Origin of the sequence: Capnocytophaga gingivalis, assembly GCF_002302415.1 — a bacterium.
GTDB classification, from domain to species: domain Bacteria; phylum Bacteroidota; class Bacteroidia; order Flavobacteriales; family Flavobacteriaceae; genus Capnocytophaga; species Capnocytophaga gingivalis.
On the sequence record NZ_CP022386.1, the window covers coordinates 1,390,311 to 1,414,189 of the forward strand.

The 23,879-nt window shown below is 36.7% G+C and carries 26 protein-coding genes, 1 other RNA gene and 3 pseudogenes; 8 read left to right on the forward strand and 22 right to left on the reverse strand.

Annotated elements, in window-relative coordinates:
* Window positions 1–190 precede the first annotated feature (190 nt).
* Together thrA and CGC50_RS06475 are read left to right on the forward strand one after the other, a co-directional pair.
* Entirely contained in the window at window positions 191–2,608 is a 2,418-nt protein-coding gene (thrA, locus tag CGC50_RS06470; RefSeq protein WP_095910163.1) for a bifunctional aspartate kinase/homoserine dehydrogenase I, read from the forward strand.
* Between the two features lie 6 nt (window positions 2,609–2,614).
* A complete protein-coding gene (locus CGC50_RS06475; protein ID WP_095910164.1) occupies window positions 2,615–2,953 on the forward strand; it encodes a hypothetical protein in 339 nt (112 codons plus the stop codon).
* 23 nt (window positions 2,954–2,976) lie between these two features.
* Here CGC50_RS06475 and hemN read toward each other — a convergent pair whose 3' ends face one another.
* Window positions 2,977–4,338, reverse strand: coding sequence for an oxygen-independent coproporphyrinogen III oxidase (gene hemN / locus CGC50_RS06480; protein ID WP_095910165.1), 1,362 nt, complete (start codon window positions 4,336–4,338; stop codon window positions 2,977–2,979).
* A gap of 420 nt (window positions 4,339–4,758) precedes the next feature.
* On the opposite strand from hemN, the gene trxA reads away from it, so the two are divergent.
* Together trxA and deoC are read left to right on the forward strand one after the other, a co-directional pair.
* Window positions 4,759–5,076, forward strand: coding sequence for a thioredoxin (trxA, locus tag CGC50_RS06490; RefSeq protein ID WP_002665982.1), 318 nt, complete (start codon window positions 4,759–4,761; stop codon window positions 5,074–5,076).
* A 102-nt stretch (window positions 5,077–5,178) separates the two neighbouring features.
* On the forward strand, window positions 5,179–5,808 hold the full coding sequence (gene deoC, locus CGC50_RS06495) for a deoxyribose-phosphate aldolase (protein WP_095910167.1): 630 nt from the start codon (window positions 5,179–5,181) through the stop codon (window positions 5,806–5,808).
* A gap of 260 nt (window positions 5,809–6,068) precedes the next feature.
* Here deoC and CGC50_RS06500 read toward each other — a convergent pair whose 3' ends face one another.
* On the reverse strand, window positions 6,069–7,007 hold the full coding sequence (locus CGC50_RS06500; protein WP_095910168.1) for an ABC transporter ATP-binding protein: 939 nt from the start codon (window positions 7,005–7,007) through the stop codon (window positions 6,069–6,071).
* A 2-nt stretch (window positions 7,008–7,009) separates the two neighbouring features.
* Window positions 7,010–7,906: an ATP-binding cassette domain-containing protein gene (locus CGC50_RS06505; protein WP_095910169.1), complete on the reverse strand. Its 897-nt coding sequence runs from the start codon at window positions 7,904–7,906 to the stop codon at window positions 7,010–7,012.
* Window positions 7,907–8,387: 481 nt separating this feature from the next.
* Between CGC50_RS06505 and ssrA the strand changes: the two genes are divergently transcribed.
* The 3 genes from ssrA (at window position 8,388) to CGC50_RS06520 (ending at window position 10,644) form a co-directional block, all read left to right on the forward strand.
* Window positions 8,388–8,792: a transfer-messenger RNA gene (ssrA, locus tag CGC50_RS06510) on the forward strand.
* A gap of 73 nt (window positions 8,793–8,865) precedes the next feature.
* Entirely contained in the window at window positions 8,866–10,068 is a 1,203-nt protein-coding gene (gene ilvA, locus CGC50_RS06515) for a threonine ammonia-lyase (protein ID WP_095911310.1), read from the forward strand.
* Window positions 10,069–10,176: 108 nt separating this feature from the next.
* Window positions 10,177–10,644 (forward strand): hypothetical protein, encoded by a 468-nt coding sequence (locus tag CGC50_RS06520; RefSeq protein WP_095910170.1) that lies wholly within the window; start codon window positions 10,177–10,179, stop codon window positions 10,642–10,644.
* Window positions 10,645–10,889: 245 nt separating this feature from the next.
* Here CGC50_RS06520 and CGC50_RS14350 read toward each other — a convergent pair.
* From CGC50_RS14350 to CGC50_RS06535, 3 genes and pseudogenes are all read right to left on the reverse strand, one after another.
* Window positions 10,890–11,057 (reverse strand): annotated as a pseudogene (locus CGC50_RS14350) (IS1595 family transposase); the annotation flags it as partial.
* Window positions 11,058–11,861: 804 nt separating this feature from the next.
* Window positions 11,862–12,344, reverse strand: a complete 483-nt coding sequence (locus CGC50_RS06530) for a hypothetical protein (protein ID WP_002680302.1) — start codon at window positions 12,342–12,344, stop codon at window positions 11,862–11,864.
* 28 nt (window positions 12,345–12,372) lie between these two features.
* Window positions 12,373–13,263, reverse strand: coding sequence for an IS1595 family transposase (locus CGC50_RS06535; RefSeq protein WP_095910171.1), 891 nt, complete (start codon window positions 13,261–13,263; stop codon window positions 12,373–12,375).
* A gap of 22 nt (window positions 13,264–13,285) precedes the next feature.
* Between CGC50_RS06535 and CGC50_RS06540 the strand changes: the two genes are divergently transcribed.
* Window positions 13,286–13,609 (forward strand): hypothetical protein, encoded by a 324-nt coding sequence (locus tag CGC50_RS06540; RefSeq protein WP_095910172.1) that lies wholly within the window; start codon window positions 13,286–13,288, stop codon window positions 13,607–13,609.
* A gap of 23 nt (window positions 13,610–13,632) precedes the next feature.
* Here CGC50_RS06540 and CGC50_RS06545 read toward each other — a convergent pair whose 3' ends face one another.
* From CGC50_RS06545 to CGC50_RS06620, 16 genes and pseudogenes are all read right to left on the reverse strand, one after another.
* On the reverse strand, window positions 13,633–14,028 hold the full coding sequence (locus CGC50_RS06545) for a hypothetical protein (protein WP_232781213.1): 396 nt from the start codon (window positions 14,026–14,028) through the stop codon (window positions 13,633–13,635).
* 68 nt (window positions 14,029–14,096) lie between these two features.
* Window positions 14,097–15,125 (reverse strand): DUF3289 family protein, encoded by a 1,029-nt coding sequence (locus CGC50_RS06550; RefSeq protein ID WP_095910174.1) that lies wholly within the window; start codon window positions 15,123–15,125, stop codon window positions 14,097–14,099.
* An 11-nt stretch (window positions 15,126–15,136) separates the two neighbouring features.
* Complete coding sequence (locus CGC50_RS06555; RefSeq protein WP_232781214.1) at window positions 15,137–15,667, reverse strand: hypothetical protein; 531 nt, start codon at window positions 15,665–15,667, stop codon at window positions 15,137–15,139.
* 300 nt (window positions 15,668–15,967) lie between these two features.
* Window positions 15,968–16,750, reverse strand: a complete 783-nt coding sequence (locus CGC50_RS06560) for a hypothetical protein (RefSeq protein WP_095910175.1) — start codon at window positions 16,748–16,750, stop codon at window positions 15,968–15,970.
* 192 nt (window positions 16,751–16,942) lie between these two features.
* The gene (locus CGC50_RS14070; RefSeq protein WP_095910176.1) at window positions 16,943–17,416 is read right to left on the reverse strand and encodes a hypothetical protein; all 474 of its coding nucleotides are present in this window, start codon (window positions 17,414–17,416) and stop codon (window positions 16,943–16,945) included.
* Window positions 17,417–17,592: 176 nt separating this feature from the next.
* The gene (locus CGC50_RS06570) at window positions 17,593–18,093 is read right to left on the reverse strand and encodes a hypothetical protein (RefSeq protein ID WP_095910177.1); all 501 of its coding nucleotides are present in this window, start codon (window positions 18,091–18,093) and stop codon (window positions 17,593–17,595) included.
* A 44-nt stretch (window positions 18,094–18,137) separates the two neighbouring features.
* Entirely contained in the window at window positions 18,138–19,013 is an 876-nt protein-coding gene (locus tag CGC50_RS06575) for a hypothetical protein (RefSeq protein ID WP_232781215.1), read from the reverse strand.
* A gap of 103 nt (window positions 19,014–19,116) precedes the next feature.
* Window positions 19,117–19,218, reverse strand: a pseudogene (locus CGC50_RS13660) (IS1595 family transposase); the annotation flags it as partial.
* 51 nt (window positions 19,219–19,269) lie between these two features.
* On the reverse strand, window positions 19,270–19,707 hold the full coding sequence (locus CGC50_RS06585; RefSeq protein WP_095910179.1) for a hypothetical protein: 438 nt from the start codon (window positions 19,705–19,707) through the stop codon (window positions 19,270–19,272).
* 185 nt (window positions 19,708–19,892) lie between these two features.
* A pseudogene (locus CGC50_RS06590) lies at window positions 19,893–20,291 on the reverse strand (IS1595 family transposase); the annotation flags it as partial.
* Between the two features lie 81 nt (window positions 20,292–20,372).
* Window positions 20,373–20,729 (reverse strand): hypothetical protein, encoded by a 357-nt coding sequence (locus CGC50_RS06595; RefSeq protein WP_157909431.1) that lies wholly within the window; start codon window positions 20,727–20,729, stop codon window positions 20,373–20,375.
* Between the two features lie 151 nt (window positions 20,730–20,880).
* On the reverse strand, window positions 20,881–21,390 hold the full coding sequence (locus tag CGC50_RS06600) for a hypothetical protein (protein ID WP_095910181.1): 510 nt from the start codon (window positions 21,388–21,390) through the stop codon (window positions 20,881–20,883).
* On the reverse strand, window positions 21,387–22,199 hold the full coding sequence (locus CGC50_RS06605) for a hypothetical protein (protein WP_095910182.1): 813 nt from the start codon (window positions 22,197–22,199) through the stop codon (window positions 21,387–21,389). The genes CGC50_RS06600 and CGC50_RS06605 overlap by 4 nt, the downstream gene beginning before the upstream one ends.
* 5 nt (window positions 22,200–22,204) lie before the next feature.
* Window positions 22,205–22,927 carry a type VI secretion system tube protein TssD gene (gene tssD / locus CGC50_RS06610; RefSeq protein WP_095910183.1) on the reverse strand — a complete coding sequence of 241 codons (723 nt, stop codon included), beginning with the start codon at window positions 22,925–22,927 and terminating at the stop codon, window positions 22,205–22,207.
* A gap of 3 nt (window positions 22,928–22,930) precedes the next feature.
* The gene (locus tag CGC50_RS06615) at window positions 22,931–23,302 is read right to left on the reverse strand and encodes a carboxypeptidase regulatory-like domain-containing protein (protein WP_095910184.1); all 372 of its coding nucleotides are present in this window, start codon (window positions 23,300–23,302) and stop codon (window positions 22,931–22,933) included.
* An 88-nt stretch (window positions 23,303–23,390) separates the two neighbouring features.
* Window positions 23,391–23,831, reverse strand: coding sequence for a hypothetical protein (locus tag CGC50_RS06620; RefSeq protein WP_157909432.1), 441 nt, complete (start codon window positions 23,829–23,831; stop codon window positions 23,391–23,393).
* Window positions 23,832–23,879 lie beyond the last annotated feature (48 nt).

The window sequence follows — 23,879 nt, forward strand, 5'->3', positions numbered from 1 at the left end:
TGGACAGCCTTGGAATTAATATCTATAATCCTTCGATTCCACCTTTATACAACCCTATAATTTTTATTTTAGAACCAACTAAAAACTAATTTCTTTTTCTTATTTAAAAAATATTTCTTTTTTCATTAGTAAATAAAAGAAAATTTGTATCTTTGCGCACTCGATTTGTCACTAATCATTAATCATTATCATGAAGGTTCTCAAGTTTGGAGGGAAATCCCTCGCCAATGGAAAGGGCTTAGAAACAGTACTTTCTATTATCATTGACAAGGTAAAACAAGGACAGGAAATCGCCGTAGTGGTCTCTGCCCGCGACAAGGCTACAGACCAATTGGAGTCCATGCTGGAGCGTGCCGCTGGTGGGGAGGACATCTCGGACGATTTCAGCGCTTTTAAGGAATATCAGCTCGCTGGGGAGGATATTGATTTCTCTGAGGAGTTTTCTGTCCTACAGCGCATCTTCGATGGGGTCTCTCTCCTTGGGGATTATAATGATAAGATCAAGGACAACACCTTGGCTCAGGGGGAAGTCCTCTCGGCCAAGTATGTCGCTCACTTACTTAGAAAGCGCGGAATACAGGCTGCCTTTGCCGATAGCCGTCAGTTCTACGTAACCAATAGCCTCTTTGGCAATGCGCAACTTCAGGAAGAAGCCTCTCACAGGCGTACCTTGGATTATTTTGCCCAATTCCCCAAAGGAACAACTCCTATCGTAACGGGCTTTATCGCTGCCAACGAACTGGGGCAAACTACCACTCTGGGGCGCAACGGAAGCAACTACTCTGCCTCTATCTTAGCCAATATTCTCAACGCAGAAGAGCTTCAGAACTACACCCATGTAGATGGTATCTTCACCGCCAATCCTGAGCTGGTGACCGATGCCAAGATTATCGAGCGCCTTTCCTTCGAAGAGGCCAATGAGTTGGCCAATTTCGGTACCTCTATCCTTCATGCCAAGACGATTATCCCTCTCTTGGAAAAGAAAATCCCTTTGCGTATTCTCAATACCTTCAAGCCCAATGACGCTGGCACTCTCATCTGCGAGGCTCAGGACAGCATAGGCGGAATCCGCGCCATCTCTGTATTGGAGAACTATGCCTTGGTCATCCTCGAGGGGCGCGGGCTCTTAGGGAAAGTAGGGGTAGATGCGCGTATCTTCCGCGCCTTGGCGCAGGCTCAGATCAGCGTGAGTATCATCTCCCAGGGTTCCTCCGAGCGTGGAATTGGATTCTTGGTAACCAATAAGGAGGCTCACAAGGCAAAGCAGGCCTTAGAAAAAGAGTTCGAGTCGGATGTATATAGCCATGATGTCAGCGGGGTGAGCCTCGTAGAAGAGGTAGGGGTAGTCTCCATCGTAGGACAGAACTTGGCCGACTTTGACAAGCCTTACAATGCACTCATTCGCAACCAGGTAATCCCGCTACTGATCAACAACTCCGCCACAGGGCGCAATGTCAGCGTGGTGATCCATAAGAAAGACCTTCCCAAAGCGGTCAATGTGATCCATGGGGAAATCTTCCAAATCTCCAAGCGTATCAACCTGGTGATCTTCGGTCGTGGTACGGTAGGGGGAACGCTTATCGAACAGATTTTCCAGGCTCGTGCCGATATCCTCAAGCGTAGAAATATCAACTTGCAGATCGTCGCTATAGCCAACTCAAAAGAGGTGGTGTTCAATCACAAAGGAATATCCCCTGCGGACTACACCGCCTTCGATACACTCAAGGTTCCTTACCAGATAAGCGAGCTGATCGCTCAGGTACAGCAGCACCATTTGGAGAACCTTATCGCTATAGATGTCACTGCCAGCAAGGCCTTTGTCGAGAACTACCTCCCCTTGGTAGAGAATGGTTTTGACCTTGTATCGGCTAACAAAATAGCCAATACCATCGGCTATCCTTTCTATAAAAAACTCAGAGAGACCCTCACCCAGTATAAGAAACAATACCTCTACGAAACCAATGTAGGAGCTGGCTTACCGCTGATTGATACCATCAAGCTACTACACCACTCAGGAGAGAATATCACCCGTATCAGGGGAATCTTCTCCGGTACACTGAGCTTCCTTTTCAATACCTATTCGGCCAGCGATGCTCCCTTCAGTGAGATTCTCCAAAAGGCTATTGACAGTGGCTATACCGAACCTGACCCACGCGAAGACCTCTGTGGAAACGACGTAGGGCGTAAGCTATTGATTCTGGCTCGCGAATTGGATTTGGAAAACGAGTTCGAGGAGGTCTCCATAGAGAACCTAATCCCTCCTGCTCTACGTGAGGGTAGCCGTGAGGAGTTTCTCAGCCGTCTCAAAGAGTTTGACCCTATCTATCAAGAGATCAAGGACAAAGCACCTCAGGGCACGGTTCTACGCTATGTAGGCGACCTCCATGGCGACCTCTCCCAGACGGCTACCGCCCGCTTGGAGGTCAAGCTCGTATCGGTACCCGTAACCAGCGCCTTAGGACAGGTCAAGGGTGCTGACTCCATTTTCGAGATTTACACCGAGTCCTACGGCGAAAACCCTATTGTGATCCAGGGAGCCGGAGCCGGTGCCGCTGTCACTGCTCGGGGGGTATTTGGAGATATTTTACGTATAATAGGAAATAAATAGTTTACCATGCATATTCACAAAAAAGACCTTGTCGCTACCATTCGTCTTGAGGCTGACGAAATTAGCTTGGATACAGCCAATGTACTGCTAAAGGATCCCACCCTGAAGCCCTGCCATATCATCATTGATCTCTCGGCACTGACCGAGCTGGACGAGGAGCAGCTCGATGCGCTCTTCTACCTCTCTGAGATGTTTCGCAGCGAGACAGAACACTCCTTCGTAGTGGTGATCCCTTCCTATGACCCTGATACCTTCCCTGAGGAAATAGCAGCCTGCCCTACCCTACAGGAAGCTTTGGATATTATCGAAATGGAAGAAATAGAAAGAGACCTCTTTGATGACTAAGAGGTCTCTTTCTTTGGGTATTTTTATATCGTCATACTGAAAATACGTGTCGTGGGCACATTGCGCTGCAATCTCAGGTCAAAGGCCATACAGATATTCCGAACAAAGGGCTTGCCTACATCGGTAACTTCAATACCCTGAGGGTGGAGGTGTATAAGCCCATCTCTTTCCATCTCCGATAGGCGCATTTTTACTTCCTCTGCTTCAGCAAATTGTAGCTGGGGCGCCTCCCATGAGGTGTGGAACTGGCACATCAGGTTCAGTATATGGCGGCGCAGGATAAGGTCTTCCTCCGAGAGGATATGCCCTCTATATACAGGGATTCTGTCCTGGGATAGGACTTCTTCGTACTCCTTGACGGTCTTGACGTTCTGAGCAAAACCATACCAACTATCACTAATGGCCGAGATACCCAATCCTATCATCAGCTGTGTCTTGGAGGCAGTATAGCCCATGAAATTGCGATGGAGTGTACCCCTGACGAAGGATTCATACATCTCATCCGAAGGCAGGGCAAAGTGATCCATCCCTATCTCTATATAGCCGTTGTCCAATAGCTGTTGCTTGCCGATCTCATAGAGGTGGCGCTTTTGGTCTGGGGTGGGTAGGTCATTCTCGTCAAATCCACGTTGACCGGTGCCTTTTACCCAGGGTACATGGGCATAGCTATAGAAGGATATACGGTCGGGGCGCAGGCGATTGGTACAGTCTATCGTATAGCGCATGTCTTCCTCCTTCTGAAAGGGCAGACCAAAGACCAAATCATGGCTGATGGAACTATAGCCTATCTCCCTTGCTTGTAGGGTTACTCGCTCCACATTGGCAAAGGGTTGGATACGGTGAATCGCCTTTTGTACCTCTGGCGAATAGTCCTGCACTCCATAGCTCACACGGGTAAAGCCTAAATCGTAAAGTCGTTGCAAGTGCTCACGGGTAGTGTTGTTCGGGTGTCCCTCGAAGCTGAACTGAAACCCTTCTGCCCTATCAGCTCCTTCAAATATCTGATCGATAAGATACTGCAAATTCTCTGGCGAAAAAAAGGTAGGGGTACCGCCTCCTAAGTGGATTTCCTTGATCCTCGGTCTTGAGGGCAGCACGGCCAAGTAAAGGCGCCATTCCTTCAGAACATTTTGGATATAAGGATCCTCCATCTCATGGCGCTTGGTGATATGCTTATGGCACCCACAGAAGGTACACAAGCTCTCACAGAAAGGCAGGTGTATATATAGGCTAATCCCTTGTGTACTATTGCTTTCTGTAAAAGAAGTCCGTACGGAATCAAGCCATTTCTCATAAGAATAAGAGCTATCCTCCCAATAAGGCACTGTCGGATAGCTGGTATAGCGAGGACCGGGTACGTTGTATTTCTGAAATAAAGAAGACATTTTTAATTGTTAATAGTTAATCATTCCTCATTAGTTTTTCTGCGCTGCTCTCATGAATCTTTTCCCCTTTTATAGCACGATTCTCTTTAGCAAAAAAGCCGCTTTTCTCCTTTCTGTTTTGCCTTTCTCTTCTTGTATTATCACTTTGGTTATAAGTTTGATTTTTTAAAAATAGCTCAAAAACAGACAGATACACATTGGCAAAGGGTATCTACAATGTAGCCATATTCATGGTGCTTGTTCTGAGGGCAAAGTTACAAAAAAGTTTTGAGTTTCGAATTTTGAATTTCAAGTTACTTCTATTCCCCTTCAACCCTATAACCCTTCATTTCTTTATATAGAAAAAATCTATAATAAAAGATCTCTTGTTACCAAATATTTTTTGTAACTTTGCGGTCATTAATCTTAAAGTTAACAGATATGGCATTACAAATAACAGATGCTTCTTTTGAAGAAGTAGTACTCAAAAGTGATAAACCCGTATTGGTAGATTTCTGGGCTACATGGTGTGGACCTTGCCGCATGCTCGGCCCTGTAATAGAGGAAATCGCAACCGAATACGAAGGACGTGTTGTAGTAGGTAAGGTTGACGTAGATAGCAACCAAGAGTATGCCGCTAAGTATGGGGTCAGAAACATTCCTACCGTATTGGTATTCCAAAACGGCGAGGTAGTAGGCCGTCAGGTAGGCGTAGCTCCTAAAAATACTTACACTGAAGCATTGGATTCTCTTTTGTAAAATTTTAATTTTATCTATAAAAAGAGGCTATCCAAAAGAGGTTTTTTTGGGTAGTCTCTTTTTTTAAAACAGCTCATTTTCTAACATCTAAAATAAAATACTATGGATATTGCAAAATATATTGATTACACCTTGCTTAAAGCAACGGCAACACCTGCCGATATCGAAAAACTCTGTAAGGAGGCGCTCGAATATGGTTTTTACTCTGTATGTGTCAATAGTGGCTATGTACCCTTGGCAGCAGAACAGCTAAAAGGATCTAAGGTCAACGTATGTACAGTGGTAGGCTTCCCCTTAGGAGCTATGAGTACCCAAGCCAAACTCTATGAGACTTCCGTAGCGCTTTCTCAAGGAGCGCAGGAGATAGATATGGTGCTCAATGTAGGTCTTTTCCTATCAGGAAATGTGGCTAAGGTACTAGATGAAATAGCCTTACTCAAACAGGAAACAGGCGATCGAGTGCTCAAGGTGATTATAGAGACTTGTTATCTGAACGATGACCAGAAGCGATTGGCAAGCCAGGTATGTGTAGATGCAGGGGCTGACTTTGTCAAAACTTCTACCGGCTTTGGTACCGGAGGGGCAACCCTCGCCGATGTACAGCTGATCCGAGAGGTAGTAGGTGACCGCGCTAAGATAAAGGCTTCCGGAGGAATCCGAGACAAGCAGACCGCCCTACAATATATCTCCCTCGGTGTAGACCGCATCGGAGCTTCAGCTATCTTCGTTTAGGGAAAGATAATATTCCAAATCAATTAGGTAAAATATTTTAGAGGCTGTCCAAAAAGTCCAAAACATTATTTTTCAAATTTATTCTATTGAAAATCACTTGTTTTAGGTTCTGCTGTAGGGGCGATTTGCAAATCGAACTTCATGAATAAGACTTTTCGGACAGCCTCTTTTATACAATAATTATAGCTCCCTCTTCACCACATACCCAAGCTCATTCGCTTAGCTACATTCTTCACTCTTCATTCTTCATTCTTCACTCTTCATTCTTCACTCTCCCCTGCCTGAATCGTCTGTATAAAGATATCACTAACACTCGGGATTTGTTGGTTGAAATGAGTGATTTTCCCCAGCTGCATAAGGTACTGTAGTAGCTCATGTACCTCTTGGGTAGGGCTGAGAGCAACCAGCCATTTCTCCTCGTTGTGGATAGTGGGAAACTGCGCGGCAGTAGGGGTGTAGCGGCGCTGAAACTCCTCGAACGATGTTCCCTCATAGGGGATAATCCCTACCTCATAAGTGTTCTCCTGAAACTGTCGCTTGATGGCAGTAAGCTCTCCACTGAGTAGCAGCTTAGAGCGGTTCAGTAGGGCTATGTGATCACAGAGACTCTCCACCGATTCCATACGGTGGGTAGAAAATAGAATGGTACTACCCTGCTCCCTCAGATAAAGAACTTGATCCTTGATAATCTCTGCATTGATAGGGTCTAACCCACTGAATACCTCATCGAAGATCAGCAGCTTAGGCTCATGAAGCACCGTCGCGACAAATTGTACCTTCTGTGCCATCCCCTTGGAGAGCTCCTGTAGCTTTTTCCCTTTCCAATGGCTGATATCCAAGCGCTTAAGCCAAAAATCCAATCGCTCCTGTGCCCGTTGGCGACTCAATCCCTTGAGTTGTCCTAAGTACAAAAGCTGTTCCCCCACGGTCATATTCTTATACAATCCGCGCTCCTCTGGCATATAGCCTATATGGGAGATGTCCTCTGGTTGCAAGGGATGTCCCTCTAGGAGCACCTGCCCCTCATCGGGGAAGATAATCTGATTGAGAATGCGGATAAGGGTGGTCTTCCCCGCTCCATTAGGGCCTAATAGGCCAAAGATACTCCCGCGAGGAATCTGTAGGGAAACGCTCGAAAGAGCAGTGTGCTTGCCATAGTGCTTGCTAAGGTTTTCTATTTGTAGTAAAAAATCGCTCATAGCTATTTTGTTTTTGTAAGAGAGGTAAAAAGTGCTTCTAAGTCGGTATGACGATGATTCATCTGGAGGATCTTTAGCCCATTCTCCATGGCAAAATCAAAGAGCTTAGGGCGCATATCTTCCTCGGTGTCAAAGGTAAGGGTAAAGAAAAATTCTTCGTTGTTGTGAATAGTCTTCACATGGGGGATACGGCGTAGAAGCTGTTCCTCCACACGGAAGTCAAAGAGTACCTCCACTGTCTGTTCCTTGTCCTGTAGGGCTGTCATAGGCTCGTTGAGGATTATTTTCCCCTGATGAAGGATTAGCACACGCTGGCATACAGCCTGTATCTCCTGCATGATATGGGAGGAGAGCAGCACCACCTTTTCCCGCCCTAAGTCTCGGATTATCTGGCGTATTTCGAGAATCTGCTGGGGATCAAGCCCATTGGTAGGCTCGTCCAAGATCAGCACATCTGGGTCGTGTAGCAGGGTCGAGGCCAAGCCTATACGCTGGCGATACCCTTTCGAGAGGGTGTGTATCTTCTTATGAGCATGGCTCTCAAGCTGAGTCAGGGCGATACTTTCCTCTATACGGTGCTTAGGCGCCTTGTAGATGTCTGCTACATAGCTAAGATATTCCTTTACATACATATCCGTATATAGCGGATTGTGTTCCGGCAGATAGCCAATGTGCTTTTGGGCTTGTTCGCGCTGGGTAAGAATAGAGTATCCTAAGACACTCACACTCCCTTGATCAGGCTCAAGGGCGCCAGTCATCATCTTCATTGTGGTGGTCTTCCCTGCCCCATTCAGACCTAAAAAACCCGTAACCTCTCCTTTGTGGAGGGAAAAGCTCAAGTGATCTACCACGGTTTGTCCCGCAAATTGTTTGGTTAAGTTCTCTACAATAACAGCCATAATAGAGTGTTGGTATACATACAAAAATAAGGGCAAATGTACGGAAAAAATACTTTGGATAAAATATATTTAACTCAAAAAAAACTACTCCCCCATCCCTCTACCTCCCAAAGGGGGAAAACTCTCATCCCTCGCCAATCCTCTTGCCCCCAAAAAGGGGAAACTCTTCATCCTTTCAAGGGCAAATTGTTATACCCTCTGAAGCTAAAAGGCGAATTGCAATTCACCCCTACTGACCCCTGTTCACTGTTCACAGCTCTCTGCCCCCCGCTCCCCACTCCCTGATCCCTGCTCCCCGCTCACTGCTCACTGCTCCCCGCTCCCTGTTCTCTGACCCCTGTTCTCTGTTCACTGTTCACTGACCCCTGTTCACTGACCCCTGTTCACTGACCCCTGTTCACTGTTCACTGCTCTCTATTTTATGTTAAAAATCTCTTGTAATACAAAAAAAATCGTACCTTTGCACCAAATTACTTTTATGGGGGTCGACTGGTTTTGACAGCAAGCCTAAGCATAAAGTAAGCACGCCGAGCTATGAAGCTAATGCTCGTTAATCTCTGTTTCAACACTTTAAATGGCGAGAATAACTACGCTCTTGCTGCCTAATCTGAATTATAGTAAGATTTCTGGCTAAGTCCCTACAAGGTAGGGAAGCGAGATGTCTCTGAAAGCCCTTGTTGATGGCTCGTCGCTAAAGAGACACCATGAATATCAACATGGAACCCTTCGGTGGCTTCTTCCTTGGGGTTCAGCTCTTAATAGAAGCTAAGGGTAGTGTGGGGCGTTTCCACTCAGCACTACCTCGAAAAACAAATGGAAACTAAGCGTGTAGAAAGCCTTGTGGTTACTTGTTTGGACGAGAGTTCGAATCTCTCCGACTCCACTATCCTAAAGCCATTCCCTCCCTTGGGGGAATGGCTTTTGCTTTTTATCAAGACAATCACTTTAAAAACTTCTATATGCATTCGTTAGATGATTTTATCTCTGCTCGTGAGCATCTCGCTCAAGTACTCTTGAGTACCAAGCTCATCTATAGTCCTATTTTCTCAGAGGAATCTGGAAATAAAGTTTTTATCAAGCCTGAAAACCTACAGAAAACAGGCTCTTTCAAGATCCGTGGGGCTTATAACAAAATCCTAAAACTCTCCCCCGAGGAAAAGAAAAGGGGGGTCATCGCCTCTTCTGCAGGAAACCATGCCCAAGGGGTTGCCTATGCCGCTAAGAAGCTGGGGATCAAAGCCGTAATCGTCATGCCGCAGTCTACCCCGCTGATCAAGGTGGAATCCACTCGTAAGTATGGCGCGGAGGTAGTCCTCTATGGCGATGTATATGACGATGCTTATAAAAAAGCAAAAGAGTTAGAAGCCAAAGAAGGATATGTATTTGTACACCCCTTTAACGATGAAGATGTATTGGAAGGACAGGGTACTATTGCCTTGGAAATCTTGGAGGAAGCCCCCGATACGGATATCATCTTGGTGCCCATCGGTGGGGGTGGCCTTATCTCGGGAATTGCTTGTGCGGCTAAGCTCATCAAGCCTTCTATCCGTATCATCGGAGTAGAACCCGCCGGAGCAGCCTCTGCCTTGGAGGCTATCAAGGAGAATAAGGTCGTAGAACTCCCCGAAGCCAATACCATTGCCGACGGTACTGCCGTGAAGCGCATTGGGGAAACTAACTTCGAGTATATCAAGGAATATATTGATGAGATTATCACCATCTCGGACTATGAGCTGATGGAAGCTTTCCTCCTTCTGGTGGAAAAACATAAGATTATCGCTGAAAACTCGGGTATCCTACCTATGGCAGCGCTCAAAAGGCTTCACCAAAAGAATAAAAAGGTAGTGCCCGTGGTCAGTGGTGGCAATATCGATGTACTGATGATCTCTTCCATGATCAACAAAGGGTTGGTAAGCCGCAATAGAATCTTCAACTTCTCGGTGAGCATTCAGGACAGACCTGGAGAATTGGCTAAAATCACTCAGATTATCGCACAAGAGGGGGCGAATGTGGTCAAACTCGCTCATAACCAGTTCAAGAATCTTTCCCGATTCCGCGATATCGAGGTACAAGTCACCGTGGAAACCAACGGACTGGCGCATATCGAAAAACTCACCCAAGCTTTCCGTGAGAAAAATTACGAAATCACACCCACTAAGTAGCACGAGTTCGATATAACTATAATTAACTTACAATAACCTCCCCCAACTCACTCGCCTTAGCGACTTCCTGACAAGGGGGAGGTTCCCTAGATCAATATTATTTCCATTATGAAAAATTGGATTCTTTTTCTTATTCTTATGCTCTGTGGCAACAATTATGCCCAAGTAGGCTCTTTAGTAGTAGGTTATGAGTATATTGGTAGAAATACCTTCCATACAGGAATCACAGGAGAAATTCGTTTGGATGAAGATAAAAAATATGCCTTTTTTGGCAGTACAGGAGTACATCTGACAGGCTTTCAGGGAAGCACACGAGGGATCTTTGAGTTCTCTGCGGCACTGAAGTATTGCCATACATTTGCAGGAGCTACCTATACTCCCTACGCCATCATCCCCAAGGTAGGGCTTGGTACAAAGGATATATATGCTTATGCTGGCTATGTAATCCCCACCAATGCTTATGCCTCTGGCGATAATAATCCCTTGAGAAGGGGCTTTGCCGTAGGAATCAATATCGATCCTAAGGCTCTCCTGATCCTTCCCTTAGCCTTGATCATTGGGGATTCTTTGAAGTAAGGCTGTTTTGCCCTCAACAGAAAAAGAATTACCCCAAGCAACTTATAAAGTAAGTGTACTCTTAGAGAAGACGTCTCTTAAAATTGTGTAGTGTATAGCAGATTTTGATTGTAGAGAGTTCACACAAAGGGAGTCTTTTGTTTTCTAAGGGCAATCGCAAATATTCTTTTTAGGAAAAGAAAATTTTCCTTTACTTCTTTTATAGAATGTCCATTCTATATCCTTTTTTTAATTGAGGTGTCTATTTAGCTACATACTAATTGACTTTGGGAAACGGGAGAACGCTCTACAATTCTTTTCATTAATTTGTTAAAGATAGTATCTTTATTTTGTGAGCGATTGATTCTAAAACTATACTCAGCTAAATATCGGTCTATGTTAAATTCTGATACCCAAGAATATATACCTCGTAATTTGCGACAGCAATATCCATCTTCCCACTTTAAAGAAGCTAGCTATTCTTCGCAATCTAAGTCTGTTTTAAAGCGTTCAGTAAACTCTAAGAGGCTTTGTCCCTTAAATAATTCCATAATACATTAATTTTCAGAGTGCAAATATATGAAATTATTTCGACACCTCAAAAGTTTTATTTTAAACCTTGTTGTACTGTGGGTGTACAAAGCAGTTAAAGGTATCGTTATACCGCTTGGCAAGGCGGTTTTTTAATTTTTATTTCCTTTAAAGTAAATAAGGGATAATAGGAAACTTTTTATAGTAATTAAAGCATATTTACTAAAAGTGTTATATGGATATTTTAGAAATAAATGTACTATATCAATAATATAAAGGAGGTAGGCTAATAGAACAATAATTACAAACTTATATATTTTATTATTTATTCTGAAGTATATGGCTACGAAGCTAATTAATATTATTGCTGAGAGCAAGAATGTAATAAGAATATTTTTTATAAATAATTCTTGTAGATGTTGTATTATTCCAAAATAAAATGCAGCAGCAAAGTAGAGCATCATTTGATTGTCTATACTCTGTAGTGTAATATATATTAAGAATGATATAATAAAAAAGAATAGTGTGTTTCTATAAATATGAGTCATAATTACTTGAATTTAGCATTCCATTCATCTATTGTTATCATTTTACCTTCTTGCATTACTCCATCCTGAGATACTAAATAGGATCATTCCTTTCATATTTTTTAATACATCTCCCCATTGCTCGCTTGATAACAATGTTGCTTGAACATTTCCAATCTATTATTCAGTTTGAACTTTAATAAAATAATAATCTAAATAATCTCTCATATAATCCTCTATCCATTCTTTTTGTAATCTATCATTAGATAGTAGGTTGTAATAGGCTTTCTTTAAATTTTTATTTGACACATTATATAATTTATAACATTTAGACACTATCAAATAACCATTATAATAACTATTCTGAACACCTTCAAATCTCTTTTTGTATTTGTTGTGATAAGTCTCTAACACCTTCTTTATTTCTTCTTTTTCGAAAAATCGGGGTAATGGTTCTAGATGATTAAATGTGGTTGTGTAGTTATCTTCAAATGTTTCTGTGTATAAATAAGTATCATTACAATTACAAAAACCATAAAAAACGAATTGTTCAAAAGATTTACTATCGTTTTGTAATTTTAAGTACGTCTTACTAATCAGTTCTTTGTTTTGAGCATTACAAAAAATGCTAAAAAAGACTATTATAATGTTTAACAATTTCATATTCAATTATTTTAATCGAGGTGTCTATTTAGCTACATACTAATTGACTTTGGGAAACGGGAGAACGTTCTACAATTCTTTTCATTAATTTGTTAAAGATAGTCTCTTTGCTTTGTGAGCGATTGATTCTAAAACTATACTCAGCTAAATATCGGTCTATGTTAAATTCTGATACCCAAGAATATATACCTCGTATCCAAGATTTTACTTGATGTATTACCTTATGTAATGTAGGAAAATTCTTCCCATTATTACTAGGAATTTGAGTTATATCAAAGTCTTTTATAGGTTTATATCCTTTCCATTCGTCAGTAGTAACTTGTGCTGTTTTACTAATATGTTTGTCAAATATTGTTCGTAATGATTTTGAGGAAAAATCAGGTGTTTTTAGTGCGTAAAAGCACTTTACTTTGCCTCGGTCAGTAAGTTCCATTGCACAAAGAACTTTCTTTTTCTTTGTGTCATAGCTTCTACCTTGTTTTCCTTCCTCTTTTCCTCCTATGGTAAATTCATCAACCTGCACTCTATCATTCATTTTGTGCGATTCATTGGATTTCATATCTTCACGGACTTTTTGCATAAAATAATGTGCAGTCTGACGACTAATTTCATAACGACGAGCAACTTGTGAGGCTGATAACCCTTTAGTTGTAGTTGTCATTTCAAAACATATAAAAAATGCTTTACGTAACCCAAATTTTAGTCTATGAAATAGTGTTCCAGCAGTAGGACTTTCTGTATCTGAACAGATATTGCAAGTGCGTGAAAAATCTTTTCTGACTTGGTATTTTTTATGACCATATTTGCGACAGTAATATCCATCTTCCCACTTTAAAGAAGCTAGATATTCTTCGCAATCTAAGTCTGTTTTAAAGCGTTCAGTAAACTCTAAGAGGCTTTGTCCCTTAAATAATTCCATAATACATTAAGAAATAGCTGATATGAAGAAAGAACAACTTTCTAAGAAGCGCAAATTTACTTCTGAAATAGAGAAAATAGTCAAAGATAAAATTTGTAATGAGCAGTGGTCGCCCAAACAAATTGTAGGTTATTACAAAAAACTAAAGGAAGAAGGTAAAACCGATGTAGAGATGGTTTCTCACGAACGTATCTATCAATTTGTACGTGAGGATAAGAAAAAAGGAGGTAAAATATACCTAAATACACGACATAAACTTAAGAATAGAGCTTCTATCTTCACTAATATCAAAATTTCTATCTTTAAAATATACAATATGATATTTTCTAATACCTATTTTAACTAAACTACAGTATAAATAACTAATACTTAATCCAAAATCTCTTTTCTTTCATACATTATCTCTTTTTTATTATATACAATAATTTTCTTAATATAATTTTTATTCTCATCTAATATGAACTCAACTAATGCGATTAAATCTCTATCGTAAATTAAGCCATTATCGCTAATTTCTTCGGTATCATTCAAGTTAATTCTCCTATACCACCATCTTTTAGTATAAAAAAAGCAATATATCTCTGCTCTTTTATTTTTCGCAATAGATGAAATATAACTATTATCAACAAAATCTTCTATTTCATATGCTACCTTGCTATAATCCTTATGGGTATAGTTTTTTATTTCATAGTAGAAATAATTAAACTTGTAAGATGAGTTTTCATTCATAATCTGTAAAATTCTAGCATTGTAAGATTTATCCATTTCGGATATTTTGATATTTTTACTACAAGAAAAAAACAGAAAAGAAATAATAAAATATACAATATAATTCATAGCAATATTGTTTCAGAGTTTTCAACTTTAGTAATAAAAGGTACATAACCTCTAAAATGTTGCAATACAAACCATTCCCAAAAAATATTGTGGTCCCAAGCAATCCAAGGACTTGGAGCTCTTTTTTTCTCTAAATCAGGGTAGTCTAAGCCAAAATGATCAAAGTAAATAAAATTTAAAGTTAAATAAGTGAACTTATGGTTTGGACTCCAAGGATAAATCACTTCTTTAATTTCTTTTATCCATATTTCATACGCCCAAATATCATTTAGCATAATTCCTAATCCACTCATTTTGTCTGGGAATCTAGGACTATCAATTTCTTTGTCAACCAGTTTTTTATATAATATTCCTTCGCCATCATTTGTTATTTTCATATTTGAAACAGCATAGTCAATTGTTAAAAACTTTTTTATTTCTTCTTTGACCTCATTTATTACAGCATTTTTGAAATTAATATGATTTGAGTGTTTATTTACTTCTATATCTAATCGCTTATCTGAAAACTCATATGTGTTACTTTTGTTAGTTTTCATTGTATCAACCATTTTTTTTGCAACATCTTCTAAAACTCCTTTAGAATAATATTCTATATCACTTTTAAAGTCCTCAAATAATTTTTCACTCGTTTTTTTACAAAATTCGCTTATTTTCCGAACTACTTTATTAGCTCTAGCCAAGGCAAAAGCCTTATTTTGGGTATGATTAAAGTTTTCTATATAAATCTGTCTCCATAGTTTTTCAAACCCTTTTTCATCTTCAGTATAATCACCATACATCAAATCCAAGTGAGGCTTCCCCTCCATATTTTTTCCCTTTCTTCTTTTACCTCTAAGAATCAAAATATCTTTATACAGAACTTTTTCATTTATTTTTCCTCCTTCATAAGCCCCTACAATGGTTTGAGGGCTTGTCCATTCATTTTTACCACCTGCACTGAAAGTTAAATCACCTCCAAAGGTATGAAATTCTATATCTCCATCACTTGAGATGTTCATTGTTCCTTTTACAATTCTTGTTCTCATAGTATTATCTTTTAGCTTTGATTATTATATTCTCCACTCTTCTTTTTAAGAGAGGTAGCAGAATTTACTTTCATATTGTTAGAGCTATCTACAATAGTCTCTTTCGCTGTATATTGGCTTCCTCCTTTTGAATGGCTATTTAGATCCCCCTCAATCACCTCAGTTAAAGCACCATTTACATATACAAACATATCTCCACAAATATCACTTCTCTTAGCCTTTCCTGCTGTTTCAGTGATATTTACATTAGCATCAAAATCAATACTATCACTTGCCTTTAAATTGATGTTCTTAGCTGTGATATTAATAGTCTCAGGAGCAGAAATCTCAATGTTTTTGCCTTGAGTATCCAACTTAATTACATTGCCATTCTTGTCGGTAAGTAGGATGCTCTCATCTTCGGTAAAGATGAGCTTATGTCCACTTTTGGTATGAATTGCCTTTACACGATTATCAGCATTGTGATACCCACTTTTTGCCTCACCATTATAATGCGCTCCTAACACAAACGGACGTTCGGCATTACCTCCTTCAAAATCCACTAATACCTCTTCATATTTTTATCAATCTTTCTCTATTTTAGCAAGTTGTTTTTCATAAACAACCCAATCAGAACAAGCTTTTTTCCCTTTTTCATTTTTCATTGTATGATAGGTTATAGTAACTCTTATTTTTATTTTAGCTTCAGGTGTATTTTCTAATATGATTATTTTTATTTTTGCAATCCCATTCCATTTCCTCTCTATTAAATCTTTCCATCGTTGTCTTACGGCTTCCGAGGCAAAACTTCGTGTGCAGCGATTTGCTCATCAGCATTAGAAGCTGCCAACTCAAAAATTATATCAAGGTTCTGTAAAGATATAATCAAGTTTTTCATCGTTTTCACCAAACGCTGCTCTATATCTTTTTGCGTACTCTTGTTTTGAAATCTGTTTTCCAGAAATTGCATCTATAAAATAATGTAGATCACAATTTCTATATGTACAAACTATCAGATGATCCTCTTCTCTTTTTTGTTTTTCTTTTTTTGCTAATTCTATATATTTTTCTTTTTTTGCTAATTCTATATATTTCTCTAAACATTTATCTTTTGGGTAACCATCTTTTATCACAACTTTCCACATATTCATTTTTTGTACATAATATAATTCAAATCCAAAATAATTTGTTCCTCTAATATCAACAATTCTACCTTTTCCAGTTTTAAGGTTGATATGTCCTTTCTTTTCCAAGAATTGTAAAATATAAGGATATTTAATTTTCTTGAATTTCTTATCTTCATCTACAATTCTTTTAACGCCTTTTTTATTGTAATAAACAGATTTTCCGATAAGTACATTTTCTCCTATAAAATGCTTGATGCTTTTAATTTTTCCATTCGGATAATAATCTTTACGGCGTGTTATAAAAGAAGGGGAGGGCAAACTTTCCTCTATATACCCCCCTTTTTCTTTGTCAAAACTAATCTTATAAAGAATACAACCATCTGTTTTTAAATACTGATGTCTGTAAATATCAGCATTTTTTCCAAGATTCTTATATAATTCAAAATCAAACGTTTCATTTTTAGGTTGTGCTATTACATAGGAAGCATACAAATATAGTAATACTAAAAATACTCTCATAATTGCTCATTAATTATTCTATTTAATATTTCTTTTATTGCGGGGTTTATTAATTTCCATTGCCATTGATAGAGAGCAACTCCTTTCTTAAATAGGGTTTCTGTTATCTTTTTTTAGAACATAACTGAGATATAAATCATAGTATCCACTCTGCTTTTACTTTTCTCACACTATTACTCTTTAAAGAATCTATTAAATAAAAGTCGTATCTCTATCCTTTCTATATAACTTTCTATATAAAATACCTTTTTTTTCATTATAATAAAAATAAAAAGTTTTTTGATTTTCTGGATTTTCCATCATTTGTAAGTGATAGATTAAAAGAGAATCTTGTTGGGAAACCCTTTCTATTTTCCACTCATATGGTGCCATAATATTCCAACCATCAATAAGCATTGAGTCAGTAAAAATAATTTTAGCCATATCATAATCGTCTTCAAGATATGGGTATATTGAGAGCCTCAATTCTCCATTCTCCTCTTTTTTATCTAAATAATAAAACTTTTTGTTCGCTAGTGGATTGTTTATTTTGGTATCAGATTCGATACTTAATGATTCATTTAGTGGATCTTTTTCAGTGTTATTATTAACAACGTTCTTACAGGAACTCACTGTCCCTATTAAGAATAAACTAATAAGTAATAATTTTATTTTTTGTTTTTTCATTTGTTTTTTTGTTTGTTATTTCTTCTGTTATTTTTCTTATATTTCGTCTTATTAGGGCTATGGCATCTCTAACGCTGTCGCACAGCAATAAAATGGCTGCTGCTTAGCTTCATTCCGTCTATCCAATTCACAGGATAATGGGTGAGTAGATTGTTCATTTGATTTTACATATCTCATTAATCATCCGAAAATTCTGTTTTTGTTGCAATTTTCTTTATTTTGTTAATATACAATGAATCTATTAGTATAAAGGTTGTATCTTTTCTTATATTATACATTAATCCTTTTTTAGCATTATAACTCAAACATAAAGAATCAATGGAAGAATCCCCATCTTCCAACTTTACAAAATAAGTTAGCAGAGTATCTTTTTCTTCTATTTTCTCTATGGTCCATTTATTACCTTCCATTGTATTCCAATTATCTATAAGCATATCATTGATAAATACAATTGTAGGCATATCATCATCTACAGCAAGAAAGAGTTCTCCATCATCTTCACCTTTATATAAATAATAGAATTTTTTACCTATAAGAGGATTGTTTATTTCAGCTTTATCATCAAAATCTAAACTTGATATACTATCAGTAGGATAATCTTTTTCAGTGTTATTATTAACAACATTCTTACAGGACCATACCCATATTAAGAATAAACTAATAAGTAATAATTTCATATGTTGACTTTTATTTTGTTTTGCAAAGGTAAGGTTTTTTTTATTTAAGGTTTATAGTAGTCTTCCCAGCCATATTTTCTATATTCAGGAGCAGGAAAAAATTCAGCTGCACCTATATCTAAGTCTCCTGAGCAAGGGATGCGACAAATGCCCCAATTAGCTACTTTTTTTACACCTGTCTTATAACTTGTCCAAGTCCCTACAAATTGGTTGTTGCTATAGTCATCTGAATATTCTTCAATATCATCAAATAAAAACACTCCTTTATTATTAACATACCATCCTAATAAAACCTTTCCTTCAAAAACACCAGTAGCTGATAATTTTTTATCTTCTCTAAAATAATAATCTGCAATAATAATTCCTTGTGATTTTATTTTCCCCACCATATCATCGTCTGCTCCTCTAGAATGCTCTGCAAAAAAATATACATGTTTGATTTTTATATCTCCTTCAAACAATCTTACATTTTTACCAACTTTTGTTTTCCCTTTTGCTATATAAAGACTATCATTTGTTGTTGATTTTTCTATTTTTAGAAAATTAATCTCTAATCTTCTTTTAATCTTTATATCAATAAACCCAATATAAGGAATAACCCCATAAGAAAAAGATGGTTTAGAGAGCATTGAACTTATATCAATGTTCCCTAAATCAAGTCTTCCTTTGCTATTAAAAACGCCATTTGTATAGCCCATCTCTTCCTTAATAAAATCTTCAAAATCACAATGTTCTTGTGCATTAGATATGGTATCAGATATGGTATCAGATATGGTATCAGATTCGATACTTAATAATTCATTTTGTGGATCTTTTTCAGTGTTATTATTAACAACATTTTCACAAGAACTCACTGTCCCTATTAAAAATAAACTAATAAGTAATAATTTCACATATTGTTTTTTCATTTGTTTTTTCATTTGTTTTTTTGTTTATTATTTCTTCTGTTATTTTTCTTCTATTTCGTCTTATTTGTGTTATTGTATATTCTTTTGAATTATGTGTTTTAGAGGCTGTAAATATTCCATCTTCCCACTTTAAAGAAGCTAAGTATTCTTCGCAATCTAAGTCTGTTTTAAAGCGTTCAGTAAACTCTAAGAGGCTTTGTCCCTTAAATAATTCCATAATACATTAATTTTCAGAATGCAAATATATGAAATTATTTTAACACCTCAATTATAATTTATTTAAAAAGCGATATAAGTATGGGGTGGCTTGCCCTTTATATATATAATCATATTCATAGTCATCTTCATCTACCCTTTTATAGATAGTTAAGTTGTTTGTTAAATAAGAATAATTAATTTTAAAAACTTTTGCTCCATCTTTGTAGATGAGAACACTTATATTAAAATGATTTAATAAAGCTCTTTGATGATAAAAACTTTTCTTTTGTTTTAATTTTTGGCGTAATATTTTTTCTTGTTTGTGAGTTAGTTTTTTGGAAGATAACTCCTTAAAAATATCCCTGTCATGAGAACCAATCTCTGACAATTCTTTATCTCTATAATAGTATCTTTTTACAATAATACTATCCGTTTCACCTAAATAAACTTGTGCCTTTACGGAAAATGTAAGTCCAAAAAGTAATAATGTGATTATAATATGTTTCATTTTAAAGAATAATATAAATTAATTGAGGTGTCTATTTAGCTACATACTAATTGACTTTGGGAAACGGGAGAACGCTCTACAATTCTTTTCATTAATTTGTTAAAGATAGTCTCTTTATTTTGTGAGCGATTAATCCTAAAACTGTATTCCGCTAAATATCGGTCTATGCTAAATTCATCAACCTAAACGCTATCATTCATTTTGTGCGATTCACTGGATTTCATAGCTTCACGAACCTTGTGCATAAAATAATGTGCTGTTTGTCGACTAATTTCATAACGACGAGCAACTTGTGAGGCTGATAACCTTTTAGTTGTAGTTGTCATTTCAAAACATATAAAAAATGCTTTACGTAACCCAAATTTTAGTCTATGAAATAGTGTTCCAGCAGTAGGACTTTCCGTATCTGAACAGATATTGCAAGTGCGTGAAAAATCTTTGCGAACTTGGTATTTTGTATGTCCGCATTTACGGCAACAATACCCTTTTTCCCACTTTAAAGAAGCTAGATATTCTTCGCAATCTAAGTCTGTTTTAAAGCGTTCAGTAAACTCTAAGAGGCTTTGTCCCTTGAATAATTCCATAATACATTAATTTTCAGAGTGTAAATATATAAAATTATTTTGACACCTCAAAAATATTATTCTTTTCATTCTACTTTCATTTTAGTTAGCCTTTATTTCCTTTTTCAGAACAATAGTATCAAGGCCTGAATAAGGTAACCATTTGCCTCTTATCTCACTAAAGTCATAATACCTTATTGTGTCTGTTATATAATATTCTTTCTTAAAGTAGATTTTTTGATGGAATATATAGTCTTCTTCTTTTATCTCAAAATACCCATTTTTATTAGAATAAGCCAAAATCTCATTTTTGAAATTTGAAATTTCTACACTATCCAAAGGATTTCCGACTATATCCATTACCCACCCTCTTCTGGTGATTATCTCATCTGTGGACATTTTTGTATTGTAACAACCTGTCAGTAATACAAATATTGATAGGGAAAATAATGCTTTCATAAGATTATATTCATTTTAGTTAGCCATAATAGTCCTTTTAAATCTTCTTCAGAAAGGATATTTCATAACATCTATTACTTGGAACAATCTATTGGGTGAGCGTATATCCTCTAAAACTTCCTTTAAGAGAATGACGAGATCTTGCTGCTATCTATTTCACGACATCATAATTTATAAGACTGCTCTTTTTAACAAAATTCCATTTTTTATCAAAGAAAAGTGAGTTTGCACCTTCATATATTGTAACAGGACAATTATAGATCATTATTTTTTCTCCTGTAATTGGATGTGTAATATATTCTTTTGAAAGAATTCCAAAAGAAGCATCTGTTCTAAATACTAAAAAATAATAAGTTCCTTTTACATCAACATAACGATTGGAGTTTACTACCTTTAGAGAACCTATTTTTTCTTCTGCTAAGTTATCAGAAGGAATAATTTTTAGAACAAAATAATTTTCTTCTGTATCCAACATTAGAAATATATCATTGCTCGTTTCCTTAACTTTTTCTATTTCTTGAGCTACTATAGATAAAGTTTCTTCTTTCATTGGAAAATGATATTCTAATGAATTTGCATTGGTAGGCAATTCTCTTTTTATATTATTAATAGTTGCCTTACATGAAACAAATAATATTAGAAAAATAAATATTTTTTTCATCTACCTATTTTTAAGTTGAGACATTCTAATCCTATATTTACCATATTATTTGCATCTCCATTTCCTTTAGTGGCACCTACTTTCTTCATAATACCTGTAGGTGAAACTCTATAGATAGAAACTTTTGATGTCTTTTTATAAAAGTTCCAACTATCTAATTCATAGACATAAATGTGTAGATCACGTGCTAAATCAGCGTCTTCTTTTGATGTTCCATAATCATTAACTCTATCATTTTCACTATATAACATTTCTCCACCAGGTATATGTTTTTCTCTTGGTGTTATAAAAGGATGTGTATGAACTTGTCCTAATAAAGCCATTTTGGTTCCATTCACATCTACAACAGTATTATTATTAACTTTTGAAGAAGGAATAAAACAATTTCTTTCAGTTCCTATTGGTCCTAAGAATGATTTTATTATAGCAGAAGAACTTTCTAAACATATAAAAACCTGATGTTCTTTTCCTTTTTCTTTTGAATAATTGGTTTTTACATGTATTTCTTGTAGCATATCTTGTATTTGCTGATCATCTACTTCCACTTTTTTACTGTTTTCTAATAAAAAGCTATTTCTTTGATCTAAAGAAAGATCTTTACTTTTCTTCCAGTAGGAAGAATCTATAGATCTCACTTGGCCATCTTTTTTACCATAATTAATATAGACCTCTGCTGTAAAAGAATCAATGTAAATATCTTCTATAGCATTCTTTTTTGATACGACATTTGGAAACTTTATTTCCATTTGATTTCCTCTACCGCTGCTAAAACGAACAATAGCTGTATTTGTTTTTTTATTCTCTTCCATAAGTTCTATTTTTTAGGTTCAACTGTCTTTAATTTTATACGAGTAGTATTTCCTGTTATGGAGATATCCTTTAGTACATCATTCTCTACTATTTCTCCCTCATATTCATAATCCAATTGTGGATCATTCAGAGCTATGGTAAGGGTTTGATCCAAAGCATTTTCGGTTTCAAGATATAAGTATATTTCCATATCAGGCTCTAATTCCTCTTGATTTATAGGATTCCCTTCTATATCCTTAAAGTAATACCCAACTATTTCAGGTTCGTCATTCGACAATTGTTGTGTCTTCTCCTTAGGCTCCACATAGTCAAACATAATAGCATAATACTCAGAGTTAATAATAAACTTATGGTCATATACTCGCTCACGAGCGAAGATTTCAAGAGTAGTTATCATACCCTTTTCTTGGTCGTAGTCGACCCTAAAGCTCGTCGCAAGGGCTGTGGTAAGTTCATAATGTAGAAACTCTTGCCCATAAGAGGTATCATCATAAAAGGTAATTGTGCCATTGTACCATTGTCCTTTCTGCCATTGGTAGTGATTATTTTTGCCATACATCCAGTCTGCAAAAAAGTCATCTCCTTCTTCAGTCAGAAAAGAAACCTTAAAGAAATGGGCAATAGGAAGGCTATTGGGATAACCTTTCTTACTAACGGTTTTACTATAAGAGGTGGTAAGGCTGAGTAGTTTTCTTTGGTGTCCTGCTATGTTAAGTATGCCTATCATATTTTAGTTAGCCTTTATTTCCTTTTTTAGAACAATGGTGTCTAAACCTAAACATGGTTTGTACCCTCCTAATCTTTCGATGTTTATATAATACTGTATAGTATCCCTAATATACCCTTCTTTTTGGAAAAGGACATATTGATGAAGTATACGCAATTCCTCTTTTATCTCAAAGTACCCTTCCTTATTAGAATAAGTCATAACTTCATTTCTGAAATTTAAGATCTCTACACTATCCAAAGGGGCTTTTTTTGTATCTAACACCCTCCCATTGATAGTAACTATTTCACATGAATCATCTTCATATATTATAGGCTTACAACAGATAGCTCCTAATGCGATGAATAAACATAATAATTTTCCTCCCTTTTTCATAAGATTATATTCGTTTTAGTTAGCCATAATAGTCCTTTTAAATCTTTTTCAGAAAGAATATATCATGAGATCTATTTCTCAGCACAACCTATTGGGTGAGCGTATCCTCTATAACTTCATATTCATAATTTCCTAATTTTACACTTTTCAAATCCTCAAAATAAAGAATACCTAAGTTAAAAGTATCCCTATCCATACATTTTTCATATCTTTTCTCTTTTAAATCAAGAATCTTAACTATAGAATCTTTTCTTATAAAAAATTCTCTACAATAGGTCTTCTCCATAGAACTTCTTTTATGTGTTATAAGACCTTCTACATAAAAATAACCCTCCTTATCTGTTTGTACATCTCCTTTTCTAGGCTCTTCATATAATAAATAATGATTTATATATATATCAGCTCCAACAATAGGTTTATTATCTTCTTTAGAATACAAATTCCCCTTCATATAAGGAATTGACAAAAATTTCTCCTCATAACAGCTTACCAATAACAATGATGTTATTAAAAATATTATCCTTTTCATTCTACATTCATTTTAGTTAAGCCTATTAAATGTATGACATCAAGCTCA

Coding starts and splice junctions, on each gene's coding strand:
- CGC50_RS06620 (WP_157909432.1), bottom strand. CDS start 23,831: ATGAAAAGGATAATATTTTTAATAACATCATTGTTATTGGTAAGCTGT.
- ilvA (WP_095911310.1), top strand. CDS start 8,866: ATGCATTCGTTAGATGATTTTATCTCTGCTCGTGAGCATCTCGCTCAA.
- deoC (WP_095910167.1), top strand. CDS start 5,179: ATGGATATTGCAAAATATATTGATTACACCTTGCTTAAAGCAACGGCA.
- hemN (WP_095910165.1), bottom strand. CDS start 4,338: ATGTCTTCTTTATTTCAGAAATACAACGTACCCGGTCCTCGCTATACC.
- CGC50_RS06535 (WP_095910171.1), bottom strand. CDS start 13,263: ATGGAATTATTTAAGGGACAAAGCCTCTTAGAGTTTACTGAACGCTTT.
- tssD (WP_095910183.1), bottom strand. CDS start 22,927: ATGATAGGCATACTTAACATAGCAGGACACCAAAGAAAACTACTCAGC.
- CGC50_RS06570 (WP_095910177.1), bottom strand. CDS start 18,093: ATGAAATTATTACTTATTAGTTTATTCTTAATATGGGTATGGTCCTGT.
- CGC50_RS06520 (WP_095910170.1), top strand. CDS start 10,177: ATGAAAAATTGGATTCTTTTTCTTATTCTTATGCTCTGTGGCAACAAT.
- CGC50_RS06595 (WP_157909431.1), bottom strand. CDS start 20,729: ATGAAAGCATTATTTTCCCTATCAATATTTGTATTACTGACAGGTTGT.
- CGC50_RS06615 (WP_095910184.1), bottom strand. CDS start 23,302: ATGAAAAAGGGAGGAAAATTATTATGTTTATTCATCGCATTAGGAGCT.
- CGC50_RS06600 (WP_095910181.1), bottom strand. CDS start 21,390: ATGAAAAAAATATTTATTTTTCTAATATTATTTGTTTCATGTAAGGCA.
- CGC50_RS06500 (WP_095910168.1), bottom strand. CDS start 7,007: ATGAGCGATTTTTTACTACAAATAGAAAACCTTAGCAAGCACTATGGC.
- CGC50_RS06605 (WP_095910182.1), bottom strand. CDS start 22,199: ATGGAAGAGAATAAAAAAACAAATACAGCTATTGTTCGTTTTAGCAGC.
- CGC50_RS06545 (WP_232781213.1), bottom strand. CDS start 14,028: ATGGATAAATCTTACAATGCTAGAATTTTACAGATTATGAATGAAAAC.
- CGC50_RS14070 (WP_095910176.1), bottom strand. CDS start 17,416: ATGAAAAAACAAAAAATAAAATTATTACTTATTAGTTTATTCTTAATA.
- thrA (WP_095910163.1), top strand. CDS start 191: ATGAAGGTTCTCAAGTTTGGAGGGAAATCCCTCGCCAATGGAAAGGGC.
- trxA (WP_002665982.1), top strand. CDS start 4,759: ATGGCATTACAAATAACAGATGCTTCTTTTGAAGAAGTAGTACTCAAA.
- CGC50_RS06585 (WP_095910179.1), bottom strand. CDS start 19,707: ATGAAACATATTATAATCACATTATTACTTTTTGGACTTACATTTTCC.
- CGC50_RS06505 (WP_095910169.1), bottom strand. CDS start 7,906: ATGGCTGTTATTGTAGAGAACTTAACCAAACAATTTGCGGGACAAACC.
- CGC50_RS06560 (WP_095910175.1), bottom strand. CDS start 16,750: ATGAGAGTATTTTTAGTATTACTATATTTGTATGCTTCCTATGTAATA.
- CGC50_RS06475 (WP_095910164.1), top strand. CDS start 2,615: ATGCATATTCACAAAAAAGACCTTGTCGCTACCATTCGTCTTGAGGCT.
- CGC50_RS06530 (WP_002680302.1), bottom strand. CDS start 12,344: ATGAAATTGTTAAACATTATAATAGTCTTTTTTAGCATTTTTTGTAAT.
- CGC50_RS06540 (WP_095910172.1), top strand. CDS start 13,286: ATGAAGAAAGAACAACTTTCTAAGAAGCGCAAATTTACTTCTGAAATA.
- CGC50_RS06550 (WP_095910174.1), bottom strand. CDS start 15,125: ATGAGAACAAGAATTGTAAAAGGAACAATGAACATCTCAAGTGATGGA.
- CGC50_RS06575 (WP_232781215.1), bottom strand. CDS start 19,013: ATGAAAAAACAAATGAAAAAACAATATGTGAAATTATTACTTATTAGT.